At 38.8% G+C, this 20,416-nt stretch carries 12 protein-coding genes; 7 read left to right on the forward strand and 5 right to left on the reverse strand.

Annotated features, from left to right (window positions below):
* Positions 1 to 90: 90 nt before the first annotated feature.
* The gene (locus tag B2906_RS08280; protein ID WP_144604917.1) at positions 91 to 867 is read left to right on the forward strand and encodes an NYN domain-containing protein; all 777 of its coding nucleotides are present in this window, start codon (positions 91 to 93) and stop codon (positions 865 to 867) included.
* Between the two features lie 14 nt (positions 868 to 881).
* Here the strand turns inward: B2906_RS08280 and B2906_RS08285 are convergent, their stop codons facing one another.
* Positions 882 to 1,586 carry a class I SAM-dependent methyltransferase gene (locus tag B2906_RS08285; protein ID WP_144604915.1) on the reverse strand — a complete coding sequence of 235 codons (705 nt, stop codon included), beginning with the start codon at positions 1,584 to 1,586 and terminating at the stop codon, positions 882 to 884.
* A 150-nt stretch (positions 1,587 to 1,736) separates the two neighbouring features.
* Here B2906_RS08285 and B2906_RS08290 point away from each other — a divergent pair, with 150 nt between their 5' ends.
* Positions 1,737 to 3,254, forward strand: a complete 1,518-nt coding sequence (locus B2906_RS08290) for a M20/M25/M40 family metallo-hydrolase (protein ID WP_144604914.1) — start codon at positions 1,737 to 1,739, stop codon at positions 3,252 to 3,254.
* A 6-nt stretch (positions 3,255 to 3,260) separates the two neighbouring features.
* On the opposite strand, the gene B2906_RS08295 is transcribed toward B2906_RS08290, so the two are convergent.
* Positions 3,261 to 3,974, reverse strand: a complete 714-nt coding sequence (locus B2906_RS08295) for an NUDIX hydrolase (protein ID WP_091654129.1) — start codon at positions 3,972 to 3,974, stop codon at positions 3,261 to 3,263.
* 83 nt (positions 3,975 to 4,057) lie between these two features.
* On the opposite strand from B2906_RS08295, the gene B2906_RS08300 reads away from it, so the two are divergent.
* Positions 4,058 to 5,698, forward strand: coding sequence for a carboxylesterase/lipase family protein (locus B2906_RS08300; protein ID WP_144604912.1), 1,641 nt, complete (start codon positions 4,058 to 4,060; stop codon positions 5,696 to 5,698).
* A 34-nt stretch (positions 5,699 to 5,732) separates the two neighbouring features.
* Here the strand turns inward: B2906_RS08300 and B2906_RS08305 are convergent, their stop codons facing one another.
* A complete protein-coding gene (locus tag B2906_RS08305; RefSeq protein WP_144604910.1) occupies positions 5,733 to 7,991 on the reverse strand; it encodes a helix-turn-helix domain-containing protein in 2,259 nt (752 codons plus the stop codon).
* A gap of 62 nt (positions 7,992 to 8,053) precedes the next feature.
* The gene (locus tag B2906_RS08310; protein ID WP_286937628.1) at positions 8,054 to 9,688 is read right to left on the reverse strand and encodes a DUF748 domain-containing protein; all 1,635 of its coding nucleotides are present in this window, start codon (positions 9,686 to 9,688) and stop codon (positions 8,054 to 8,056) included.
* A 191-nt stretch (positions 9,689 to 9,879) separates the two neighbouring features.
* On the opposite strand from B2906_RS08310, the gene B2906_RS08315 reads away from it, so the two are divergent.
* The 4 genes from B2906_RS08315 to B2906_RS08330 all read left to right on the forward strand — a co-directional run bounded on the left by B2906_RS08315 (position 9,880) and on the right by B2906_RS08330 (position 18,921).
* Positions 9,880 to 10,584, forward strand: a complete 705-nt coding sequence (locus B2906_RS08315; RefSeq protein ID WP_186300065.1) for an endonuclease/exonuclease/phosphatase family protein — start codon at positions 9,880 to 9,882, stop codon at positions 10,582 to 10,584.
* 2 nt (positions 10,585 to 10,586) lie between these two features.
* On the forward strand, positions 10,587 to 11,423 hold the full coding sequence (locus tag B2906_RS08320) for a 3-keto-disaccharide hydrolase (RefSeq protein WP_144604905.1): 837 nt from the start codon (positions 10,587 to 10,589) through the stop codon (positions 11,421 to 11,423).
* A 175-nt stretch (positions 11,424 to 11,598) separates the two neighbouring features.
* Positions 11,599 to 13,791 (forward strand): carotenoid oxygenase family protein, encoded by a 2,193-nt coding sequence (locus B2906_RS08325; protein ID WP_219958668.1) that lies wholly within the window; start codon positions 11,599 to 11,601, stop codon positions 13,789 to 13,791.
* A 3-nt stretch (positions 13,792 to 13,794) separates the two neighbouring features.
* The gene (locus tag B2906_RS08330) at positions 13,795 to 18,921 is read left to right on the forward strand and encodes an adenylate/guanylate cyclase domain-containing protein (RefSeq protein ID WP_286937650.1); all 5,127 of its coding nucleotides are present in this window, start codon (positions 13,795 to 13,797) and stop codon (positions 18,919 to 18,921) included.
* Here the strand turns inward: B2906_RS08330 and B2906_RS08335 are convergent.
* Complete coding sequence (locus tag B2906_RS08335; RefSeq protein ID WP_286937656.1) at positions 18,918 to 20,330, reverse strand: Gfo/Idh/MocA family protein; 1,413 nt, start codon at positions 20,328 to 20,330, stop codon at positions 18,918 to 18,920. The genes B2906_RS08330 and B2906_RS08335 overlap by 4 nt on opposite strands.
* Positions 20,331 to 20,416: the final 86 nt, after the last annotated feature.

Here is a 20,416-nt window from a genome sequence, read left to right on the forward strand (position 1 = left end):
TTTTCATTACTAGTTATGGAACTACCTGGGTAAAAACAGTCTTATATAACTTAGAATTACTTGTTTAAATAAAACTCTAACACATTTTTAATGAGAGATACCAAATCAAATCTTGCAGTCCTCGTAGATGGAGATAACGCCTCAGCCAAATTGATCAAAGAAATTTTGGAAGAAGTATCTAAATACGGGAAAGCAACCATTCGGAGAATTTATGGTGATTGGACTACTCCCCAAATGAATTCATGGAAAGAGGTCATCAACCTACATTCCTTTAGTCCTATTCAAAAGTTCGCATACACCACAGGAAAGAACTCTACAGATAGCTCTTTGATCATCGATGCGATGGATATTTTGCATAGCAATTCGGTAGATGGCTTCTGTATTGTATCATCCGATTCAGACTATACTGGACTTGCAAAAAGAATTCGGGAAGAAGGCATGTTTGTCATGGGAATAGGTCGTAGACTTACTCCACAGGCTTTTGTACAGTCATGTGAGATTTTCACTTTTGCAGAAAATCTGGGCGATGAAGTGGAAGATGAAAAGGATACAAGCAACAGAGATTCAAAAACATCAGAACAAACCAAAAAGCCTAATTCGAATCAGGAAGATTCAAGAAAAAAGAAATTCTCATCCAATTTGGATATGCATCTTATTGATCGTGCTTTTGAAATTTCATCAGATGAAGAAGAAGAAATTCACATTGCTAAAATCGGTGCTTCCCTCAGAAAAATAGACCCAAGCTTTGACCCTAGGTCTTATGGATTTAGAAACTTGACCGAACTATTCAAAAGCCTAGATAAATATATAGTGGTTAGAAATGAAGTAAATGGGTTGAATTATCCTTTAGTCAAGTTGAAAAATTAGAATTTCAAAAATCACTAATCCTCTTTCCCAAATATCAGGAAGTGTTGGATTTTCATGAATTTCCCGTTTTCAATGAATTTAAACCCATTAGCCTCCAATTCTTTCTTTGCTTGATCTACCGTCATTTTATGTAAAGGTTTTATTGGAATCCAAGCATCTTCTCCCCTATACTCAATCAGTAATAGTTTCCCATCGGGCTTTAAAGATTTTCGAATTGATTGCAGCATCTCCTTAGGGTACTCTAATTCATGATAAACATCTACCATAATCACTAAATCCACTGAATTAGCCGGAAGATTAGGTGAGGTGGCACTTCCCTTTATTGCCTCCACATTACTATAGCCTAGTTCTTTACTTTTTGACTTGAGATAGTCTATGGCTGGATCTTGAATTTCAACCGCGTATACTTTACCCTTTGGTACTTTTGGAGCGATACGAAAAGTATAATAGCCCGAACCCGCTCCAATATCCGCAACCACACTTTCCTCTGTTACCGGAAGATTTTTGATAGCTAAAGAAACACTTTCTTCCTGCTCTCTACTGTTTCTTTCTAGCCAGGCTTTTCCCTGAAAACCCATAATCAGGGAAATTTCACGACCCATGTAAATTTTACCCGAACCATCCCTACTTGGTGATTGGTATGTATAGGATGAACTTTCCTGGCAAAAAGCAGGAGAAAAAACCATCATTAGAAAACAGAGAGCTGATATAAATCTCATTTTAAGCTTTTGTAATTTTAAAAAGAACAAGGAAAAGCTTAGCATGTTTGAATCTCGATAACTGTTTTACAGTATTTCCAATAACCATTGGCAATTTTTCCACTTGTTCCTACCCATAGTTTTATCTAATTTCCAGCAAAGCTTCTATCTATGAAAAATACAATATTCATCCTGTTTTTATTCTTGAGCTCAAAAATCATTGCCCAAGTTCCATCTCAAAGTGAGCTAGAGCAAATGACATCTGACAATTGGCAATCAGGCGTCAAGCTCTTAAATGAAATAGTGGCTATGCCTAACGATGCGGTTTATCCTGAGCAAATAGAAGTCAATATTCTATGGTGCGAAAGACAGTTTGGTGAAAGAGCTTGGAGCTCAGAAAGATTAGATACAGGAGGAATTCCGCTTTTATTGGCTCAAAAGAATCAACCCGGGGCAACTCAAACTGTGCTTTTTTATTTCCACATAGATGGGCAGGCTGTGGATAGAAGTAAATGGCATCAAAAAGACCCTTACGTTCCTGAACTTAAGGTTCAAAATGACAAAGGGGCATGGGAAATCATCCCTATGGCGAAACTATTAGATGAATACGATCCTGATTGGAGAATATTTGCAAGATCCACTTCAGATGATAAAGGACCTTTTGCCATGTTTTTGACAGGTTGGGATGCTCTATCTAAAAATGGAATCTCACCCAATTACAATGTGAAGGTTATTTTGGATTTTGAGGAAGAACAAGGCTCTCCAAGACTACCAGGTGCTGTTAAGCAGTACAAAGATAAACTGAGTGCAGATTTGATGCTGATTATGGATGGACCAAGACATACCTCGAACCTGCCAACATTAAGCTATGGAGCAAGAGGAATCTCTGAAATGACTCTTACCACTTATGGTCCAAAAGTACCACAGCATTCAGGACATTATGGGAATTATGCACCCAATCCCGGCTTTCTTCTTGCGCAGCTATTGGCAAGTATGAAAGATGAAAATGGAAGAGTCACTATTCCTGGATTTTACGATGGAATTAATCTTAGTTCTGAGGAAAAGGCCATACTTGAGGCTGTCCCTGATGATGAGGCAGCTATCAAGAAACGTCTGGGTCTAGGAAGAACTGACCAGGTAGGCCAAAGCTATCAAGAAAGCATCCAATATCCATCCTTAAATATCAGAGGGATGCAATCTGCTTGGGTAGGTCCTGAAGCCAGAACTATAGTACCTGCAACAGCAATGGCTGAATTAGATATGCGTTTGGTTCCAGAATCCGATCCCGAAAGGCTTTTTGCCTTAATTCAAGATCACATCAAAAAACAAGGATTTCATATCATCAGCGATGAACCTACAGATGAGGAAAGGATGATGTATCCCAAATTGCTGAGAATGAATTATACCATTTCATACCAAGCATTTAGAACCCCTATGAATTCAGAGGCTGGAGCATGGTTAAGAAAAGCGATGGTGAGAGCTTTCGGGGAAGAGCCTATTCAAATCAGAATTTCTGGTGGAAGTATTCCAATTTCTCCTTTCGTAGATGCATTGGGAATACCGGCTGTGACTATCCCCACAGTAAATGCAGATAATAATCAGCACAGCCCCAATGAAAATATCAGACTGGGGAATTATAGAGAAGGAATCACAACAATTCTTAGCGTTCTTACCCAGCCTTTGCAATAAGGTTGGTTAAGAATTGCTCTTTCCTTTAATGCTGTATAGATATGGAGCTTTGTGAGAGCCTCCTGAAAAGAGCTTTTCATGCCTTTCCAAAATATCTAAGCTTAGCATTTTTCGTTGGAAATTAGCTCTATTCAATTTTTCTCCCAAAATAGCCTCATAAACATTCTGAAGCTCTTTCATGGTAAAGCGTGTAGGAAGTAAGTTTACTGATAACAGCTTTTGATCAAGATGTGCCCTTAAATGTTCTAAGGCTTTTTGAACAATAAAGCTATGGTCAAAAATTAAATCTGGAATTTCGTCTATTCCATACCATCCAATAGAATCTGATAAGGCATCAGGCTTAGGCTCTACTTTTTCATAGTCTATCAAAGCATAATAAGAGACGGAAATAAAGCGATCCAACAACCAATGATTATCTGGAATATCTCCATTCTGAGCCTCTAGAATCTTTTTCATCACTTCTGGCTGAACCCGCTCTAAAGAACCAAAAGTGTGAAATTGCTCCAAATAAATTTCATCAAGTCCTGTTCTCTCCTTCAGCCCTCGCTTAACCGCTTCATCCAAAGGTTCATCTATTTTCACAAAACCACCAGGCAAAGCAAACCAGCCTGTGTTGTGATATTCCATGATGAGAATTTTAAGTTTCTCCCCTGAAAAACCAAATACCACAGAATCGTAGGCGATATGGGGCAGATACTGATTTAGGTGCGGACTAGCCATGCTTTACAAAATTTATTCAAATAAATAGGAAATAAGCCAAATAGCAAGTACTATTGTTTCATAATGAAACAATAATCAATGCTATGAAAACTCAATTAGCCTTCTTTTTGATTATGGTATCCATCCAAGTCCATTCATTCAGTGCCAAAGCACAAACCTCCAATTCATTTGATGTTCAAACGAAAATTGAAACAGGAGTTATTGAAGGAATGTATGATACCAAGACAGGAATACAAAAGTACTTAGGTATTCCATTTGCGCAAGCCCCTATCGGAGACCTCAGATGGAAAGCTCCTCAACCTGCCAAAGCTTGGGCTGGAATTAGGGAGACTAAAAAATTTGGTCCTAGAGCTGTTCAAGCTCCCATTTTTGGCGATATGAATTTTCGCTCTGATGGAATCAGCGAAGATTGTTTGTATCTAAATGTATGGACCCCAGCTAAAAGAGACAGTAAAAATCTCCCAGTTTTGGTGTATTTCTACGGAGGAGGATTTTCTGCCGGAGACGGATCTGAGCCAAGATATGATGGAGAGAGCATGGCTCAAAAAGGAATTGTCGTTGTTACAGTCAACTACAGGTTGGGAATATTTGGGTTCTTTGCTCACCCTGAATTGAGTGCAGAAACATCCTACAAAGGTTCTGGCAATTATGGATTAATGGATCAAAATATGGCCTTACGATGGGTTCAAAATAATATTGCTTCATTCGGTGGAGATCCCAAAAAAGTGACAATTGCAGGAGAATCGGCTGGTTCAATCTCAGTAAGCTATCAGATGGCCTCTCCCCTTTCAAAAAATCTGATCGCAGGTGCAATTGGAGAAAGTGGCGCAGGAATTCATCCTACTCTGGCTCCAATGCCATTAACACAAGCAGAAGCTAATGGAAAAGAATTTGCTGATAAGGCGGGAGTAAGCTCACTGAAAGAGCTTAGATCCCTTTCCACCCGCGAATTGTATGAGATGTTTTTGGAATCCAAAAGATTCGGATTTCCTGTGACAATCGATGGATACTTCCTTCCTAAAACACTCCCTGAAATTTTTGAAGCTGGTGAACAGGCGCAAGTTCCTTTATTGGCAGGTTGGAATTCTGCTGAAATTCCAGGTATGGCCTTTATGCAGGGCAAGCCTTTTACCAAAGAAGCTTTTATTGAAAAGGTGAAAGAAACCTATCCTCAAGAATGGGAAGAGGTATTGAAACTTCATCCCCATAATACTCCTGCAGAAGTCGAATGGGCAGCAACCAACCTTGCAGCAGATAGGTTTATTTCTTACAGTACATGGAAATGGCTGGATTTACATGCTAAAAATTCAAATCAGCCGGTTTATCGGTATTTATACAGCAAGCTAAGACCTCCTCTAAAAGATCAAAACTTAATGCCAGGATTGGCGGGAGGAACTATGGAAAGAAATGGCCAGGAAGCCCCAAAGGCTCTTGGAGCACCACATGCTTGCGAAATAGAATATGCAATGGGTAATCTCCCCCTGGTCAAAGAATATGCTTGGACTGCCGAGGATTATAAAGTATCCAATCAAATGCAAAGCTATTTCGCCAACTTTATCAAAACTGGAAATCCGAATGGCGAAGGTTTAGCTCAATGGTCTTCAATGGGAGGCAATATTTCTAATCCTCCTTATCTTATTATTGACGTGACTTCTAAAGAAGAGAAATCGAATGTTGAAGCACGCTATCAATTTCATGATCGATATTACAGCAAGAAGGATTAAGATTGAAAATGGGAAGTCAAATGGCTTCCCTTTTTTATACAGTCTTGTTTCCTGCAATGACCATCTTTAAGGTTCCGTAATCATATTTCCCTGAGAAATGCTCCCTTAGCTCTTTCATGCTTTTGAATTTTTCCATGCTGGCAAGAATCTCAATGATAGTTTCACCGGGAAGGCAATCTTCCAATTCAATTCTTCCTAAAACAATCCCATCAGCCAAGTGACCCTTAATAGTAGACTCTGCTAACCCTCTCTCCAATGCGATTGCTGCTATTCCCTTTCCTGATTCAAAAAGCTGAAAAGTAAGCTCCTGAGAATCTCCTTTTTGTCTTTTAGGCTGTGCAGTTCCCTTTTTTACCTTTCCGGTTTTTGACTTGATGTCTTTCAATTTATCAGAGGCCAAGTCCTTTGCTTTCTCATAAAACTGTCTTCTCAAGCCTTTGAACTTATCTTCGATATCATCCATCCTGCCAGGAATATCATTTTCTAAAACAGCCTGAACTATCCTTTTTATCTTATTGATTTCCAGATATTTTCGAATAAACATCTCCTCTATAGCTTCCACTTCTTCTTGATATGCCATTGTTTTAGAAAAATTCGAAACCAACACCAACTGAAGTGCAAGCTTCTCTAGAATATCCAAAAAGAGACCTTTGTAATAAGCTACTCCTTTTTCTAACCTTTCCCTTAATTTGTCTTGGTCTTTTTCAAACAACAAATAGACGAGCTGTCTAGAGAACTTCTCGGTATTTTCCAATTCCAATTGAATCAATTGCCGAATAGAAGGCAGACATTGTTGCATTTGCTCTAATGCGAACTCCATCTTTCCTTCCTGACCGGATAGATGATCATTGATCTCTTTATAAATAGGCCTTAGCTGAAAGGTGTTTTCCAAAAGTTGCTGGAGGTAATTTCGCTGATGAACTTCCAAGGCCTCATCCAGTTTTTGATGGGTTTTGGCTCCTTGGGAGAAATTAACCACCTGCTGATCCGAATAAATCAAGCCGCTTTGAATTCTGCTTCTGAGGATCAATCCATCCAAGCTTCTCAGGCGGCTAAGAGCCACATATACCTGACCTGGAGCAAAGGCGTTTCCTACATCAATGATTGCCTTGTCGAACGTAAGGCCTTGACTTTTATGCACTGTTACTGCCCAAGCCAGTTTGATTGGAAACTGGGAGAATGTTCCTACGACTTCCTCTTCAAGCTCTTTTGTTTGAGGATTCACAAGATATTTCTTGTTCTCCCAAACCTCCTTTCTCAGAGTATATTCCTCGGTTTCATCGGCCATAATCACAGTAATGGAATTATCGCTGAGTTCTGTAACGGTTGCCAACTTTCCATTGAAATAGGAGGAAAAGCCTGAGCTGTCATTTTTGACAAACATAATTTGAGCTCCTTCTCGCAATTCGAGTTTTTCTGGCAAGGGAAACAAGGATTCCGGGAAATCATCTTCTATATCAGCTCGGTAAAAAAAAGAAGGCCCAGAAAGTGAATTGAGCTCATTCTGATTAATCTGATCTGCCTTGTAATTATGGGTAGTGATGGTAATACAATCCTTTTCTTCCTTGATTTCCTCCTGAGTTCGAAAGTGCTTATTCAATAATCTGACATCTTCTGCGTCTAGCTGATTATCTCTGAGATGATTCAGTAAGTTGATAAAAACCTCATCTCTCTGGCGAAAAATCTTATCCAGTTCCAGATAAACCAAGCCGGATTGATTAAGAGCTTTGGCCTCAAAAAAATGCATGCTGGAATAAAATCTTCCCAAAATTGCCATTTCATGATCCTTTACAATGGGAGGTAATTGATATAAATCCCCTATCAACAAGACCTGGACTCCTCCAAAGGGCTGATTAAAATTCCCCTTGACACTTTTCATTCTATAATCGATAGCATCCAAAATGTCTGCTCGTAGCATACTGACTTCATCGACTACCAGTAGATCAATAGATCTCAATACAGATTTTCTGATCTTATTCAAAGGATGTCTTCTTCCCAAGGTATGTTGAGTATAGAATCCATATTGATCCGTGTAATTCCCTTCAGGTTCTTTAACAGGTAAGAAACTTCCTAGAGGCAGTAAAAACTGGGAATGTATGGTCACACCTTTAGCTTGCAAGGCCGCAATCCCTGTAGGTGCTACGACTACATAATTTTTATGGGTTTTGACGGCAAGTTCTCTGAGGAAAGTTGTCTTTCCCGTTCCTGCCTTTCCTGTTAAAAAAATGGGGGCTGCTGTACTGTTAACAAACTTCGCTGCCAGTTCCAGCTTTTCATTGGACTCTTGATTCATGCCTAAATTTATAAAAGTCCTAGTATTCCTCTCTGACAAAATGTGACGGAAAGCAAAAAGCTTTATTTTTTCTGATTTTTTTCCTGCTTTCCTTCAGAATCTTTTCTTCCTGTCAGCAATTTGGTGAGCCCACCGGGGGTAATTTCCTGCAGGCCACCTTTGGTGCTTTCCCAAATAAAGTTGAAAGGGCTGCGGTATACATTCCTTTTGGTTTGATAATTAGCGATTCGATAATTCTTTTTTTCGGGTAGGTTCTCAGACCTAATCGCAATGTTTCCTATGACACTGAGCAAAGAGTTTTTTTGTTTGGAAGTGCCGTCTTTTAGCACTTCTAGCTTGAGACCTTCATAATCAAAGACCATCTGGTTGTTGGATGCTACTTCCCAAGAATCCATCTGTAAGCTCAATTTGCGGAGCTTTCCTGATTCCACTCTCAATGCCGCCATTGGCTCAATGATGGGATTTAAAATAGTTAAGTCCATGGCTCCTAAGTTGAGATTCATTTTGAAAAGCTCCTGATTGTATGGAACAGTAAAATTTGCCTGTATGGGAGTTTGTCCCAAAAATTCTGTTTTCACCTCCATAGTCATTTCCTTGGACCTTCGAAGTGAATCTATGCTAATTACCCCATATATGTCTGCATGGAATTTTTCGAATGAAATCTTTGGTCCTTTGGAATGTCCTTCGGGGATTTCAATATAGGTCAGGTGGCTATTTCGAATTTGAAGGGTATCAATTTGAAGAGGAATTGGAATTCCCGAAAGCATCCCGGCAAACATGGGCTTTTTGATTTCTTTGTCTCTTGGTTTATTCTTATTCCTAACATCTGTGAAAATCAAGGAGTCCAAAATCATTTTATCTGCAATGATAGACCAGTTCCCATACAAATCACTCTCCGCGTCTAAACCCACAAAATTCAACTCCCTCAGTTCAAATTCTATCAGATCCTTCTGATACTTTTCGTCAAAAGAAATTTTTTCAATATCCTGATCATAGCGCATTGCAACATTTTGAAAGGATAAGCTTTCATTCAAAAAATCAAAATCAATGGCTCCTATCTTAATCGACTGCTTAGAATTCATTTGTAAAAATAAATTCTTCAGTCCTGTTTGAATCTGATTCAACTCAAATGGAACCACATGAGTCACAATCCTTTTATCTGTTTTCAAACCTTTAGCATGAATAAATAGATCTGTGAAAAACCCAAAAGATCTAAGGCTGTCTTCCTGAATCAATAATTCTGCTTTACCTCCCTCTAAGACGAAATCTCTGACAATCCCTCTGGAGATTAAATCCCCGAAAAGATTCTGAAAGGCTTTTGAATTATCTTGTAAATTGGAAAGTGAGTCAATTTTAATCAGCCTAAAAGAGGGATTGATCAGCTTAATTTCACTTATATCCACGGCATTGTTAAAAATCAAATCCCAAATACTGAGTGAGGAGAATATTATTTGTTCTACAGAACCAGTGATTTCAACTGGCAATCCCTCCTCTAAAGGGTCCAACAAAATATGCTTCAACTCTACTCTGCCTCTCAGAATATTGACATCAACATTTTCAAAAAGCAGGTCATATTGCCTTTCCGGATTCTCATTAATCAGTTTATCGATTTTCTTGGCCAACAAAAAATCAAGGCCAAAGAAGGCCAAACCTATACCAACAGTGAAAATGATGAAGAAGAGTACAGCTTTTTTCATTTACTAAAAATTAAGAGAAATATAAGGAGTTATTCGATTATGTACTACTTAGCTTATATTAAAGACTTATCTTGATTTCATGCACGATTCAAAGCACTAATATTCAATCAATGAAACTTCCTCATTTTCTTTTATTTATTTTTTTTTGTGGAGTTATGAACCTCCAGGGATATCCACAGAATATAAAGGTAATGACCTATAATATTTACCATGGAGAAAATCCTTACCAAAGGGGAAAGCCTAATCTAGATAGCTTGGCCAATCTGATCCATGAATTAAATCCTGATATAGTTGCTCTTCAGGAAGTAGATAGCATGACGAATAGACTAACCCCCATCTATGGGCAAAAAACCGATTTGGTCAAAGAACTGGCCAAGCAAACGGGCATGCAGGGCTATTTTGCAAAGGCGATGGATTATTCAGATGGAGGATATGGTGAAGGTATTTTAGTAAAAAGAGGTGCAGATTTCGAAACCCAATTACTTCCAACTCCCAAGGGTGGCGAACCCAGATCGGTGGCATGGGCAAGATTAAACATTGATCAGAAAACCTGGCTAGTCGGAGGAACTCACCTTTGTCATGAATATCCTGAAAATCGATTGGCACAAGTAGCTTCTATTTTGAACTTTGTTCAAGGTCGACAGGATGTGATCTTATGGATGGGGGATTTAAATTTCAAGCCTGATTCTGAGGAATATCACAGCATCCCAGAAAATTGGCTTGATGCAGGTCAAGTGGCGAAAAACACTCAAGCAACTTATTCATCCGAATCCTATACAGGGAGAATAGATTACATTTGGTATAATCCTGAGAAACTGGAACTGATCTCTTATGAGGTTTTAAATAAGCCCTTTTCAGATCACTATCCAATAATCGCCACCTTTAGATTTAAATAAAAATGAGACTTCAATACCTAGCATTTGCTTTTTCAATCATTTTGTTCTCTTGCCAGAGCAGTGAAAAAAGTGAAGAAGATATAATCTGGACTTCCCTTTTCAATGGAGAGAATTTAGAGGATTGGCATATAAAAATCAGGGGGTACGAATTGAATGATAATTTCGGAGAGACCTTTCGGGTAAATAATGGACTGCTTCAAGTTCGATATGACGCATATGATGCTTTTCAAAGAAGATATGGGCATATTTTTTTCAAAAAACCTTTCTCTTATTACCTACTTAAGGTAGAATATAGGTTTGTTGGAGATCAAGCTCCGGAAGGTGAAAATTGGGCATACAGAAATAGTGGAGCCATGCTACACTCCCAAGATCCGAGTACTATTTTAACAGATCAGGATTTTCCAATATCTATCGAAGCACAATTTTTGGGTGGGAATGGCAGTGATGAAAGAAGCACTTGTAATCTATGTACTCCGGGAACCCATGTGGTTATGGCAGATACTTTATTCACTCCTCATTGTATCAATTCCACTTCCAAAACATATCATGGAGATCAATGGGTTCAGGCCTATTTGATAGTTTTGGGAGATGAAGAAATTCATCATTTGGTGGAAAAAGACACCGTTATTTCCTACTACAAACCTCAGATTGGAGGAGGGATTGTTAGTCCCTTAGATAGTTTGATTAAACTCGATGGAACCCCTCTAAAAGCTGGTTATATAGCTCTTCAAAGTGAGAGCCATCCCATTGATTTTCGAAAAATTGAGCTAATTGACCTAGCTGATTATCAAAATGACCGTACTAAAATCAAAGAGCTGGTAACTAAGGCCTTACGCTAAAATCAATCAAATCGATTCAGAATTGACAGTTATTGTAATTTTTTGAGATTTTCAACTTGGACGAACTACCTATTCTGTCAAGAAAATCAAACTATTTTCATTTAATTTTTCGCTAAGAAGCTAAAAAAAAGTAGATTATAATGATTAATTTACTTTTACCTAGCCTGATTATTTAATGATTTTGAAAAAGACATGGAATGCCATTTTGAATTTTTTTAAGAAAAATTCTGAAATAAAGGCGATTCAAGGTGAACCCTTATTGAAAGCTTCAAGGAAAGAAATCACTGGTGAATTAAAGATAATTGAAGGGAAACTTCCAGCGAATATTTTTGGGGTTTTTCATGTTTCACTTCCTGTAGGAACAGTTAACTCCGAAGGCCTTCCTTTCCCGGAAAAAACAGAAGAAGGAAAGAATAATCCCGAATTTGGTTCACCTATAATGAATGGAGACGGTATGGTTATTCAGGTCAATCTGAACCAATCAAGCCCAGAGGTTAAGACCAAATTGATGAAAACACCTTGTTTTTATGCAGATGAAGCAACAAAACAAGGGACTAAACATCATGGATTGATGGGTTTCCATAATATGGGAATCACTAGAATGAGTATGGTTTTCGGCTCTAGAAACGAACTGAACACAGCTACTCAGCCTGTCAAATTCAATGGGCAGAAACAGGGAAGTTTGATGGCCACCTATGATGTTGGAAGGCCCTATTTACTGGATCCCAAAAGTCTGGAAATTATTACCCCAATGGGCAAAAGCACTGAATGGATGACCGCGGAGCCCCCCATGGTTCCTTGGCCTTTTGGAATTGCCCAAACCTCAGCGCACCCCGTATTTGATCCGCTTACCAAGGAGGTTTACACCGTCAATTACTCCAGAGATAAAGGTTCCTTTACTCACATGGAGCAAACTATTCATCATTTAAGGCATAATAAAGAGTCTTTTAAAGATAAGTTAGAAGCTCTGGCGCATAAACTGGTTGATCATCCCGACCACGATCATGTGAATGAAGAAGTGAAAGGTTTTTTCACCAACCTAAATCATCACGTCGATGGAAAACCTCATGACAATGATGAGCCAAAAGGAGATGTATTCATGTTTTTACTTGCATGGGATGGCAACGGTCCTATGAAGCGCTGGGAACTTGAAGACCAGACTGGGGATAAACTGGCCATTTATGAATGCATGCATCAATTGGGAATCACCGAGGATTTTATCATTCTAACAGATTGCTCTTTTAAGTTTGCGATGGACCTACTTTTTGATAATCCATTCCCGGAAAGCAAGGTGATAGAAAGGTTGATAAGACGTTTAAGCACTGTAAAAATGGAAGCCTTTACCACTGTCTACCTTGTCAAAAGGAAAGATATGGATCCTTCCAAAGAAAAACTGACTGCTTATAGACTGAAAGAGCCGATTCCTTTGGAAACTATCCATTACAGCTGCGATTATGCAAATCCAGATGGAGTTATCACTCTTTACGGAGTTCATAATGCTGCAACTTGTATCGCTGAATGGGTTAGAACTTTCGATAAAAGAGCTTTGGACAACAAGCCTGTCGATCCTAATTACTACTCACTATTCGCAGTAGGCAGTATGGATATTAGTAGACTGGGAAAGTGGAGAATTGATAGCAATTCACTGGAGGTGTTAGAGGAAAAAAGCAAAGTATTAGAAGAACCTGGAAAGTGGAAAGAAGATGTGATAGGCCCAAATACCTGGACTATCGTGCTTTATACCTATAGAGATATTCTTTCTGCAGACAAGGTAGTACCGACCATTAAACAGTTTTGGTATGTCAGTGATGGTACTGACTCAAACTTGCTCACCAAATTTGTTTATAACCTGTACAAGGATTATCCGCATCGGGATCTTTCTCTGGATGACATCAAAGAGGCAACTAAGAGAGAATTGCCATTCAGTATTACTCGAGTAAATCTCGAAACCATGGAGACTGAAGATTATTATCAATGTGCCAAAAAAACTTATATAAGAGGGGTTCATTTTATTCCCCGCAAAACTCCTGACCCAAGTATTCCAGAAGAATTAGATGGCTATTTATTTTGCCCGGTTCAGGTAGGAACTGAAATTCCCGAAGGGGGCTGGACTTATAGCAGTGAATTTTGGGTTTTTGATGCCACTTCAATCTCAAAGGGTCCGATTTGCAAAATGAAAAATGAAGAAGTGAAATTTGGTTTTACCCTTCATACTTCTTGGATGCCTGAGGCAGATACCACAGATCAAAGCTATAAAATCCCGGTTAGGGAGGATTATGGAGAAGTAATCGAAGGCATAAAAATCAAAGCCGATACTAAATTTCTGGAAGACTTTTTCGAAAAAAACATCTATCCACATTTTGAATAAAAAGTGAAAGAAATCCCTCAAATACAGAAGTTAAAACTGCACTATGAAAGCCATAGGAGTAAACTTTTTACAGGTCAAAGTGAATCTGGTGACACCATCTTGCTAAAAGAAGATCTAACCGGCGATTTGGGCAGACTTCATAATGAGGCGATGATTTCCGGTAGATCCAGTCATAATGAAGTCAATTCTCAGGTAATTCTTTACAATGGCCGAGTGGTGATGGTAAGAGAATTCATCCCGGGAAGCACCTTAAAAGAAGCACTCGAAAAAGGATCACTTGACACAAAAAGCTTTCTGGAATTGGCAATCAAACTATGTCATGAAGTTCAGGATTTACATTCCAAAGGAGCACTTCACAATGATCTTAATCCAAAAAATATCATTGTAGCTGAAGACCTTTCTGCCTGTCAGTTAATTGATTATGAATTTGGGTCCTCTATTGAAAATATAGAATTACAATACGAGCCATTATCTACAATTTCTGGTACGATAGAGTACATATCTCCAGAGCAAACAGGGAGAATGAATAGGAAATTGGACCAAAGGAGTGATTACTATGCCTTGGGTGCTACTTTTTATGAAATGCTTACCTCCCAGCCTCCTTTCGTGGGCTCGGACCTTTTGGCTATGATTCATTGTCACCTTGCAATCAATCCTGTACCGCCAAGTCAAATAAATAAAGACATACCAGAGGCTTTGGACAAAATAGTACTCAAACTTTTGGAAAAAAATGCAGAAGAAAGGTATCAGTCCATTCCTGGTTTATTGGCAGATTTAAATTTCGCTTTAGAAAATTGGAATGCTTCGGGAAAAATACCTGAATTCGAGCCGGGTCTCACTGACATTGCCTCTAAACTTCATATATCTCAGAAGCTATATGGGAGAGAAAAAGAAATCAAAGAGCTATCAAAGCATTTTAAACTTGCTTGTGAGGGGAAGAAAGTCTTAATGACAATTGGTGGCTTTAGTGGAGTAGGAAAAAGCGTTCTTTCACAGGAATTATACAAAGAGAGTTCGGTGAAAAATGGACTTTTCTTATCCGGAGCATTTGATGTATTGGATAGGCAAACCCCCTATTTAGCCTTTGTGAAAGCCTTTAGGCAATTTGCTGAGTGGCTTTTGGTAGAAACCACAGAAGTGCAGGCTCATTGGGCAAAAAAGCTCAATAAAGATTTGAAGGGTTTGGGACAAATTATTTTGGAAATGGCTCCCAATCTGAAGCATATTCTTCCCCCTCAACCTCAATTGGTAAACTTAACTGGTTATGAAAACCAACAAAGGATACAATTCACGATTAATGCTTTTTTGCAAAGTTTAGCTTCAGAAGATACTCCCCTGGTATTATTCTTAGATGATTACCAATGGGCCAATGATGCTTCTATAGAATTGTTGAAAAGTTTATTCAATAATTATAGTCTTTCCCATGTGATGATTTTAGTGGCTTATCGGGACAATGAAACCAATGAGTTCCATCCATTCACCCAAGCCATCAAAACCATCAAGTCCAATAATCTGGATGAGGACTATCTAATTATCAAAGAGCTGCATTTGGCTCCATTGAGCTTGAATCATGTGGGAGCGCTCATATCCGACACGCTAAAACTGGAGTCATTGGAAGTAGCCAGTCTTGCGGAACTGATCTATTCTAAAACCAAGGGAAATCCCTTTTCATTGAATAAATTTTTAGAATCGCTTTATATCAAAAAGCTATTAGAATTTGACTATGACAGTAATAAATGGACTTGGGATATAAGAACAATCAATGCTCAGAACCTTAGTGAAGATATTGTCGATTTATTGCTTTTAAGAATTCGGGAATTACCAGAAGAAGCACTTCAAGTTATAAAAGTTGCCTCTGTTTTTGGGATGGAGTTTTCTCTTTTTCAGTTATCCCTGATCACCGGGCAGCATATGACCCAGATTCACCAATATTTATGGCCATTAATTCAGGAAGGCTCATTGATTCCTGTTGGGAATGATTATAAGTATATTCCAGAATACTATGGAGAAACCAATAAAGACATACGTTTTCGCTTTGCACATGCAAGAATTCAGCAAGCTGTCTATGCATTATTAGAGGAAACTGAAGAAAGTAAATTTCATTTTGAAGTTGGTCAGATTTATTTAAATAAACTTTCTCAATCAGAAATTGCCCAGAAGCCTATTGAGATAGGGCTTCATTTTGCCATTGGGTACAAGGAGGTATTGAAAGCCAAAAACAAGGAACAAATCGGCTGGCTCTTATTGGATTCGGGAAGAAAATCTGCACAATCAGCCTCATTTGAAGGAGCTTTAAGCTTTACCGAGAAAGGAATTGAGTTATTGGATGATAAGCTGGGTAACGAGGAAAAATTTGAACTCTACTTAGGTGCATTGGAGTACTCATATCTTCTAAGAGACCCAGTGAAGCAGGCAAAATTTGAAAAATTAGCGTTTCACATAGCGGATGACCAAGTCAAGCGAGTATTGGTCAATGAAGTGATTGTAAGATGCTTGGGTTTTGCCAATTTACCCAAAAAAGCTGTTGAGGTTGCCCAAGTTGCACTGAAAGAAGTTGGAATTCACATCCCGGATAAAGCATCTAAAATCCAGGTTATATTCCATGCCATCAAAATCCAATTATTACTCCCAAGGAAGAAACTGAGTAAAATCAAAGACATTCCAGAGGCTACAGATCCTTTGGCTCTTGCTACTTTCAAACTCTTATTGGCATCCCTATCTTCCTACTTTTTTGTCAATATTTCAACTTATCCGCTTTTAATATTCCAAATGATTCAACTCACTTTGAAAAAAGGAATGGGGCCTGAATCGGTAATTGGAATAGCTTCCTACGGATTGATCTTGACAACTGCCCTTAAAAAGCCATCAGACGGATATGAGGTGGTAAAAAACTCCATGGAACTCCTTACCCGTCCGGAAAGAATGAAGTACGCGGCAACCATCAATATGATGTACGTTTCATTCACCTCCCATATCAAAAAGAACATTGTCGACAGCGTTCCTTTAACCTATGAGGGATATTTGAAGGGGCTGGAATATGGAAATATGGAGTATGCCTGCTGGAATTTATTTTTCGGAACAGCACTGAAGTTTCATGTCGGTGATGATTACGAAGCCCAGCATAAAGAAGCCTTGGAAACAGAAAAGTTTGCCATTCAGTACAACTTTGCTAATCAGGCGGCAATCACTCAAATTATTGAAAAATGTCTGGCAGTTTATTTAGAAGAAAGTAAAAATATTAACGAGGCACTGAAAGAATTGCCAAGAAAGTTAGAAGACAACTATAAAATCGCTTTAAAGGAGACCAATCATATTTTTCTGATGTCTTATTATGGTTACATAGGTTCTACCTTGATGTTCTTTGGAAAGTATGGTGAGGCATTTGATTATTTTGACAAATTGCCAAGCCATAGCAAAGACCAGCCCACCTCATTTTTTATCCATTATTACAATATAAACAGTGGACTCAATGCAGTATTTCTGATGTTTCAGATTGGAAGTTCCAGCTTCCGTGATTCAGATTTAAAGGCAATGATTCAGGAAACCATTGATGACTTAAAATCCCTTTCCAAACTTAATCCGGTCTGCTATACTCCCTACTTGAATATTTTTGAGGCAAGTTTAGAGTATTATGAAACCAAGCAGCTAGATCATGAAAAGCTAGAGGTTAGTGCGGAAAATTTAAAGGAATTAAAGCATACTCGATATTACATTCTGTTTGCTGAGTTAATCAGTCAATTTTTCAAAAAAGAAAAGAATCCTAAGTCTGAATATTGGAGTAATCAGGCAGCTGCAGAGGCGAAAAGAATTGGGTGTGTGTCAAAGTCTATTTTCCTTCTTCATGAAGAGGACGATTCCACTTCCTCTAAAGCCAGTCGCTACGAATTTTCAAGCTCTTCCACAGAAATTGGGCAGATTGACACTCAAACCCTGGTGAAGACCATGGAGGCATTGGTGAGTGAAATTAAATTGGAAGCTCTCTTGGAAAAGCTAATTACCTATGCCATGGAAAATACCGGTGCACAGGAAGGACATTTTCTTATCAATCGAGATGGAAAGTGGATTTTGGAGGTGTCAACCATGGCAAACCACCAACTTCATACCCATTTTCCTAAAGAGGATCTGGATGAAACTGAAGCAGTCAGTCCGGCAATAATCAATTATGCTAAAGCGAGCAAAGAACCTCTCTTGATTGAAGATGCATTTACAACCAAACCCTTTGATTCCGATGAAATTGTAAAGTCCAAAAGGCTAAAATCAATTCTGTGTATTCCTTTTATCAATCAGTCCAAGATTTCAGGTATTATTTACCTAACTCACTCTCTGACAAAAAATGCTTTCTCGAAAAATCAAATCTCATTGATGAGATTGATGGCTGCTCAAATCGGGGGAATCATTGAGAATGCTTTGCTCTATGAGAATATGGAAAAGTTGGTTCAGGAAAGAACAAGGGAATTAGAAGAAGAGAAACAAAAAAGTGATGCCCTTTTGCTCAATATTCTTCCAAAGGAAATAGCAACAGAACTGATTAAAACAGGCAAAGCCTCTGCAAGACTGTATGAAAAGGTCTCAGTCATGTTTGTGGATATCAAAGACTTCACAAGAATAGCTCAAAGGTTGAGTCCTGATGAATTGGTTCAAAACCTCCAAGTATTCTTCACTCGTTTTGATGAGATTATGGATGAATACGGATTGGAAAAAATCAAAACCATAGGAGATGCATACATGGCAGCTGGAGGTATTCCTATCCCAAGCGAGGACCATGCGCTGCGCATATTAGAAGCTGCAAGGGATATTTTAAAATTCACTGATCAATACAATGAAAAAAGTAGATTGCATAACAAACCTGTATTTCAAATCCGCATAGGTATTCACTTGGGTCCTGTTGTAGCAGGAGTAGTTGGGCATAAAAAGTTTGCCTACGACATTTGGGGCGATACTGTCAATATCGCCTCGAGAATGGAGAGTAACTCTGAAACTGGCAAAATCAATGTCTCCGAGGACTTTTTCAATGAGATCAAAAGTACCTATGCATGTGAATTTAGAGGTGAAATAGATGTAAAAAATAAGGGGATGATGAACATGTATTTTGTCAACCATCCCCGTACCCAAGGTCATGTGGAAACTTAAACCCGCACTTGGGTATTGCCCCCTCCTTCTAAAGTTATTTTAACTGGCGCATTGGTTTTCCAACTTCCACCCGTAAAATCCGGAACATCGATAGAATTGGATTTATTGGCCACAGACCACTCACTTAATGGACTGATACAGCTCCAAAGTGCCGCGTCGTATACATCTTGATCCAACGGCAATCCATTTCTCAAACAATCAATTAGTCTCCAATCCATCATAAAGTCCATACCGCCGTGGCCCCCTACTTTTTTCGCTAACTCACCCACTTTTTGAACAATTTCAGGAGTGTATTTTTTCTCCAATTCTTTCATCTCTTCCTCCTTCATCCAAGCATGACCTTTGGAAACTCTAGGTTGCGGGTACTTTTGTGCATATCCCTCTGTACCGCTTACCACATGTAATCTGCTGTAAGGTCTTGGTGAGGTTACATCGTGCTGAATCATGATTGATTTACCATGCTTCGTCTTTACCATGGTTGTGTTCATATTCCCTCGGTAATTTTTAGATGCAAATTCAGCCCAGAAAAGATCCTCTTGAGCTAACTCTTCAGCTTTCTTTTTCATCTGGAAATCATTAGAACTCAATGAAGTTAAATAATCCATTTGATCTCCACGATTGATATTAAGAATCTGGCAAACTGGACCTAGACCATGGGTAGGATAAAGATTTCCATCTCTGTAATTTTCCCGCAGTCTCCACATATTCTGGTAGCCTTTGTCTTTGTCAAAGTTCAACCAAAGCAAATCATGAATATAGGCACCTTCCACATGGACCACCTCTCCGAAAAATCCTTCCCGAGCCATTTTTAAAGTCATCAATTCAAAGAAATCATAACAGCAGTTTTCCAATTGCATGCAATGCTTCTTTGTTCTCTCAGAAGTTTCTACCAACTGCCAACATTCATCCAAAGTTCTCGCAGCGGGAACTTCAACGGCCGCATGTTTTCCAGCTTCCATGGCATAAACTGCCATAGGTGTATGCCACTCCCATGGTGTAGCAATGTAAATCAAATCTAAATCTTCTCGATCGCACATTTCCTTCCAGGAATAGACATTTCCAGAGTAGGAAATAGGCTGATGCGGTGTTCCCTTCAGCATTTCCTTCGCTTTTTCAACGCGATCAGGTAAAAGATCGCAAAGGGCTTTTATCTCAACTCCCTGAATTTTACTAAGCCTATCCACAGCTCCAGGGCCGCGCATGCCTAAGCCCACGATACCCACCCTCACAGTGTCAATTTTGGGAGCTGTGTAACCAGACATATTGAAAGCCTGATTTCTTTGCTTTCCATATTGAGCTTCAAAGGGTAAAATTTTAGACTCCTGTGCCAGAGCTGACCCTGCACCAACCAAGCCTAATCCAAAAAGACCTGTAGATTTCAAAAACTCTCTTCTGGGATTATTCTTCATTTTTTGATTTTATTGATTTTGAAACTACTATTTACTAAAATTTTCAAAAAAGTTCATCTAAAAATTCCCAAAAGAAAAAAGCTAGA

Origin of the sequence: Algoriphagus sp. UBA3586 (assembly GCF_002376385.1) — a bacterium.
GTDB classification, from domain to species: Bacteria; Bacteroidota; Bacteroidia; order Cytophagales; family Cyclobacteriaceae; genus Algoriphagus; species Algoriphagus ornithinivorans.

What these genes read in the sequence shown, in the direction of transcription:
- B2906_RS08280 (WP_144604917.1), top strand. Translation starts at nt 91, where the DNA reads ATGAGAGATACCAAATCAAATCTTGCAGTCCTCGTAGATGGAGATAAC.
- B2906_RS08285 (WP_144604915.1), bottom strand. Translation starts at nt 1,586, where the DNA reads ATGAGATTTATATCAGCTCTCTGTTTTCTAATGATGGTTTTTTCTCCT.
- B2906_RS08290 (WP_144604914.1), top strand. Translation starts at nt 1,737, where the DNA reads ATGAAAAATACAATATTCATCCTGTTTTTATTCTTGAGCTCAAAAATC.
- B2906_RS08295 (WP_091654129.1), bottom strand. Translation starts at nt 3,974, where the DNA reads ATGGCTAGTCCGCACCTAAATCAGTATCTGCCCCATATCGCCTACGAT.
- B2906_RS08300 (WP_144604912.1), top strand. Translation starts at nt 4,058, where the DNA reads ATGAAAACTCAATTAGCCTTCTTTTTGATTATGGTATCCATCCAAGTC.
- B2906_RS08305 (WP_144604910.1), bottom strand. Translation starts at nt 7,991, where the DNA reads ATGAATCAAGAGTCCAATGAAAAGCTGGAACTGGCAGCGAAGTTTGTT.
- B2906_RS08310 (WP_286937628.1), bottom strand. Translation starts at nt 9,688, where the DNA reads ATGAAAAAAGCTGTACTCTTCTTCATCATTTTCACTGTTGGTATAGGT.
- B2906_RS08315 (WP_186300065.1), top strand. Translation starts at nt 9,880, where the DNA reads ATGACCTATAATATTTACCATGGAGAAAATCCTTACCAAAGGGGAAAG.
- B2906_RS08320 (WP_144604905.1), top strand. Translation starts at nt 10,587, where the DNA reads ATGAGACTTCAATACCTAGCATTTGCTTTTTCAATCATTTTGTTCTCT.
- B2906_RS08325 (WP_219958668.1), top strand. Translation starts at nt 11,599, where the DNA reads ATGATTTTGAAAAAGACATGGAATGCCATTTTGAATTTTTTTAAGAAA.
- B2906_RS08335 (WP_286937656.1), bottom strand. Translation starts at nt 20,330, where the DNA reads ATGAAGAATAATCCCAGAAGAGAGTTTTTGAAATCTACAGGTCTTTTT.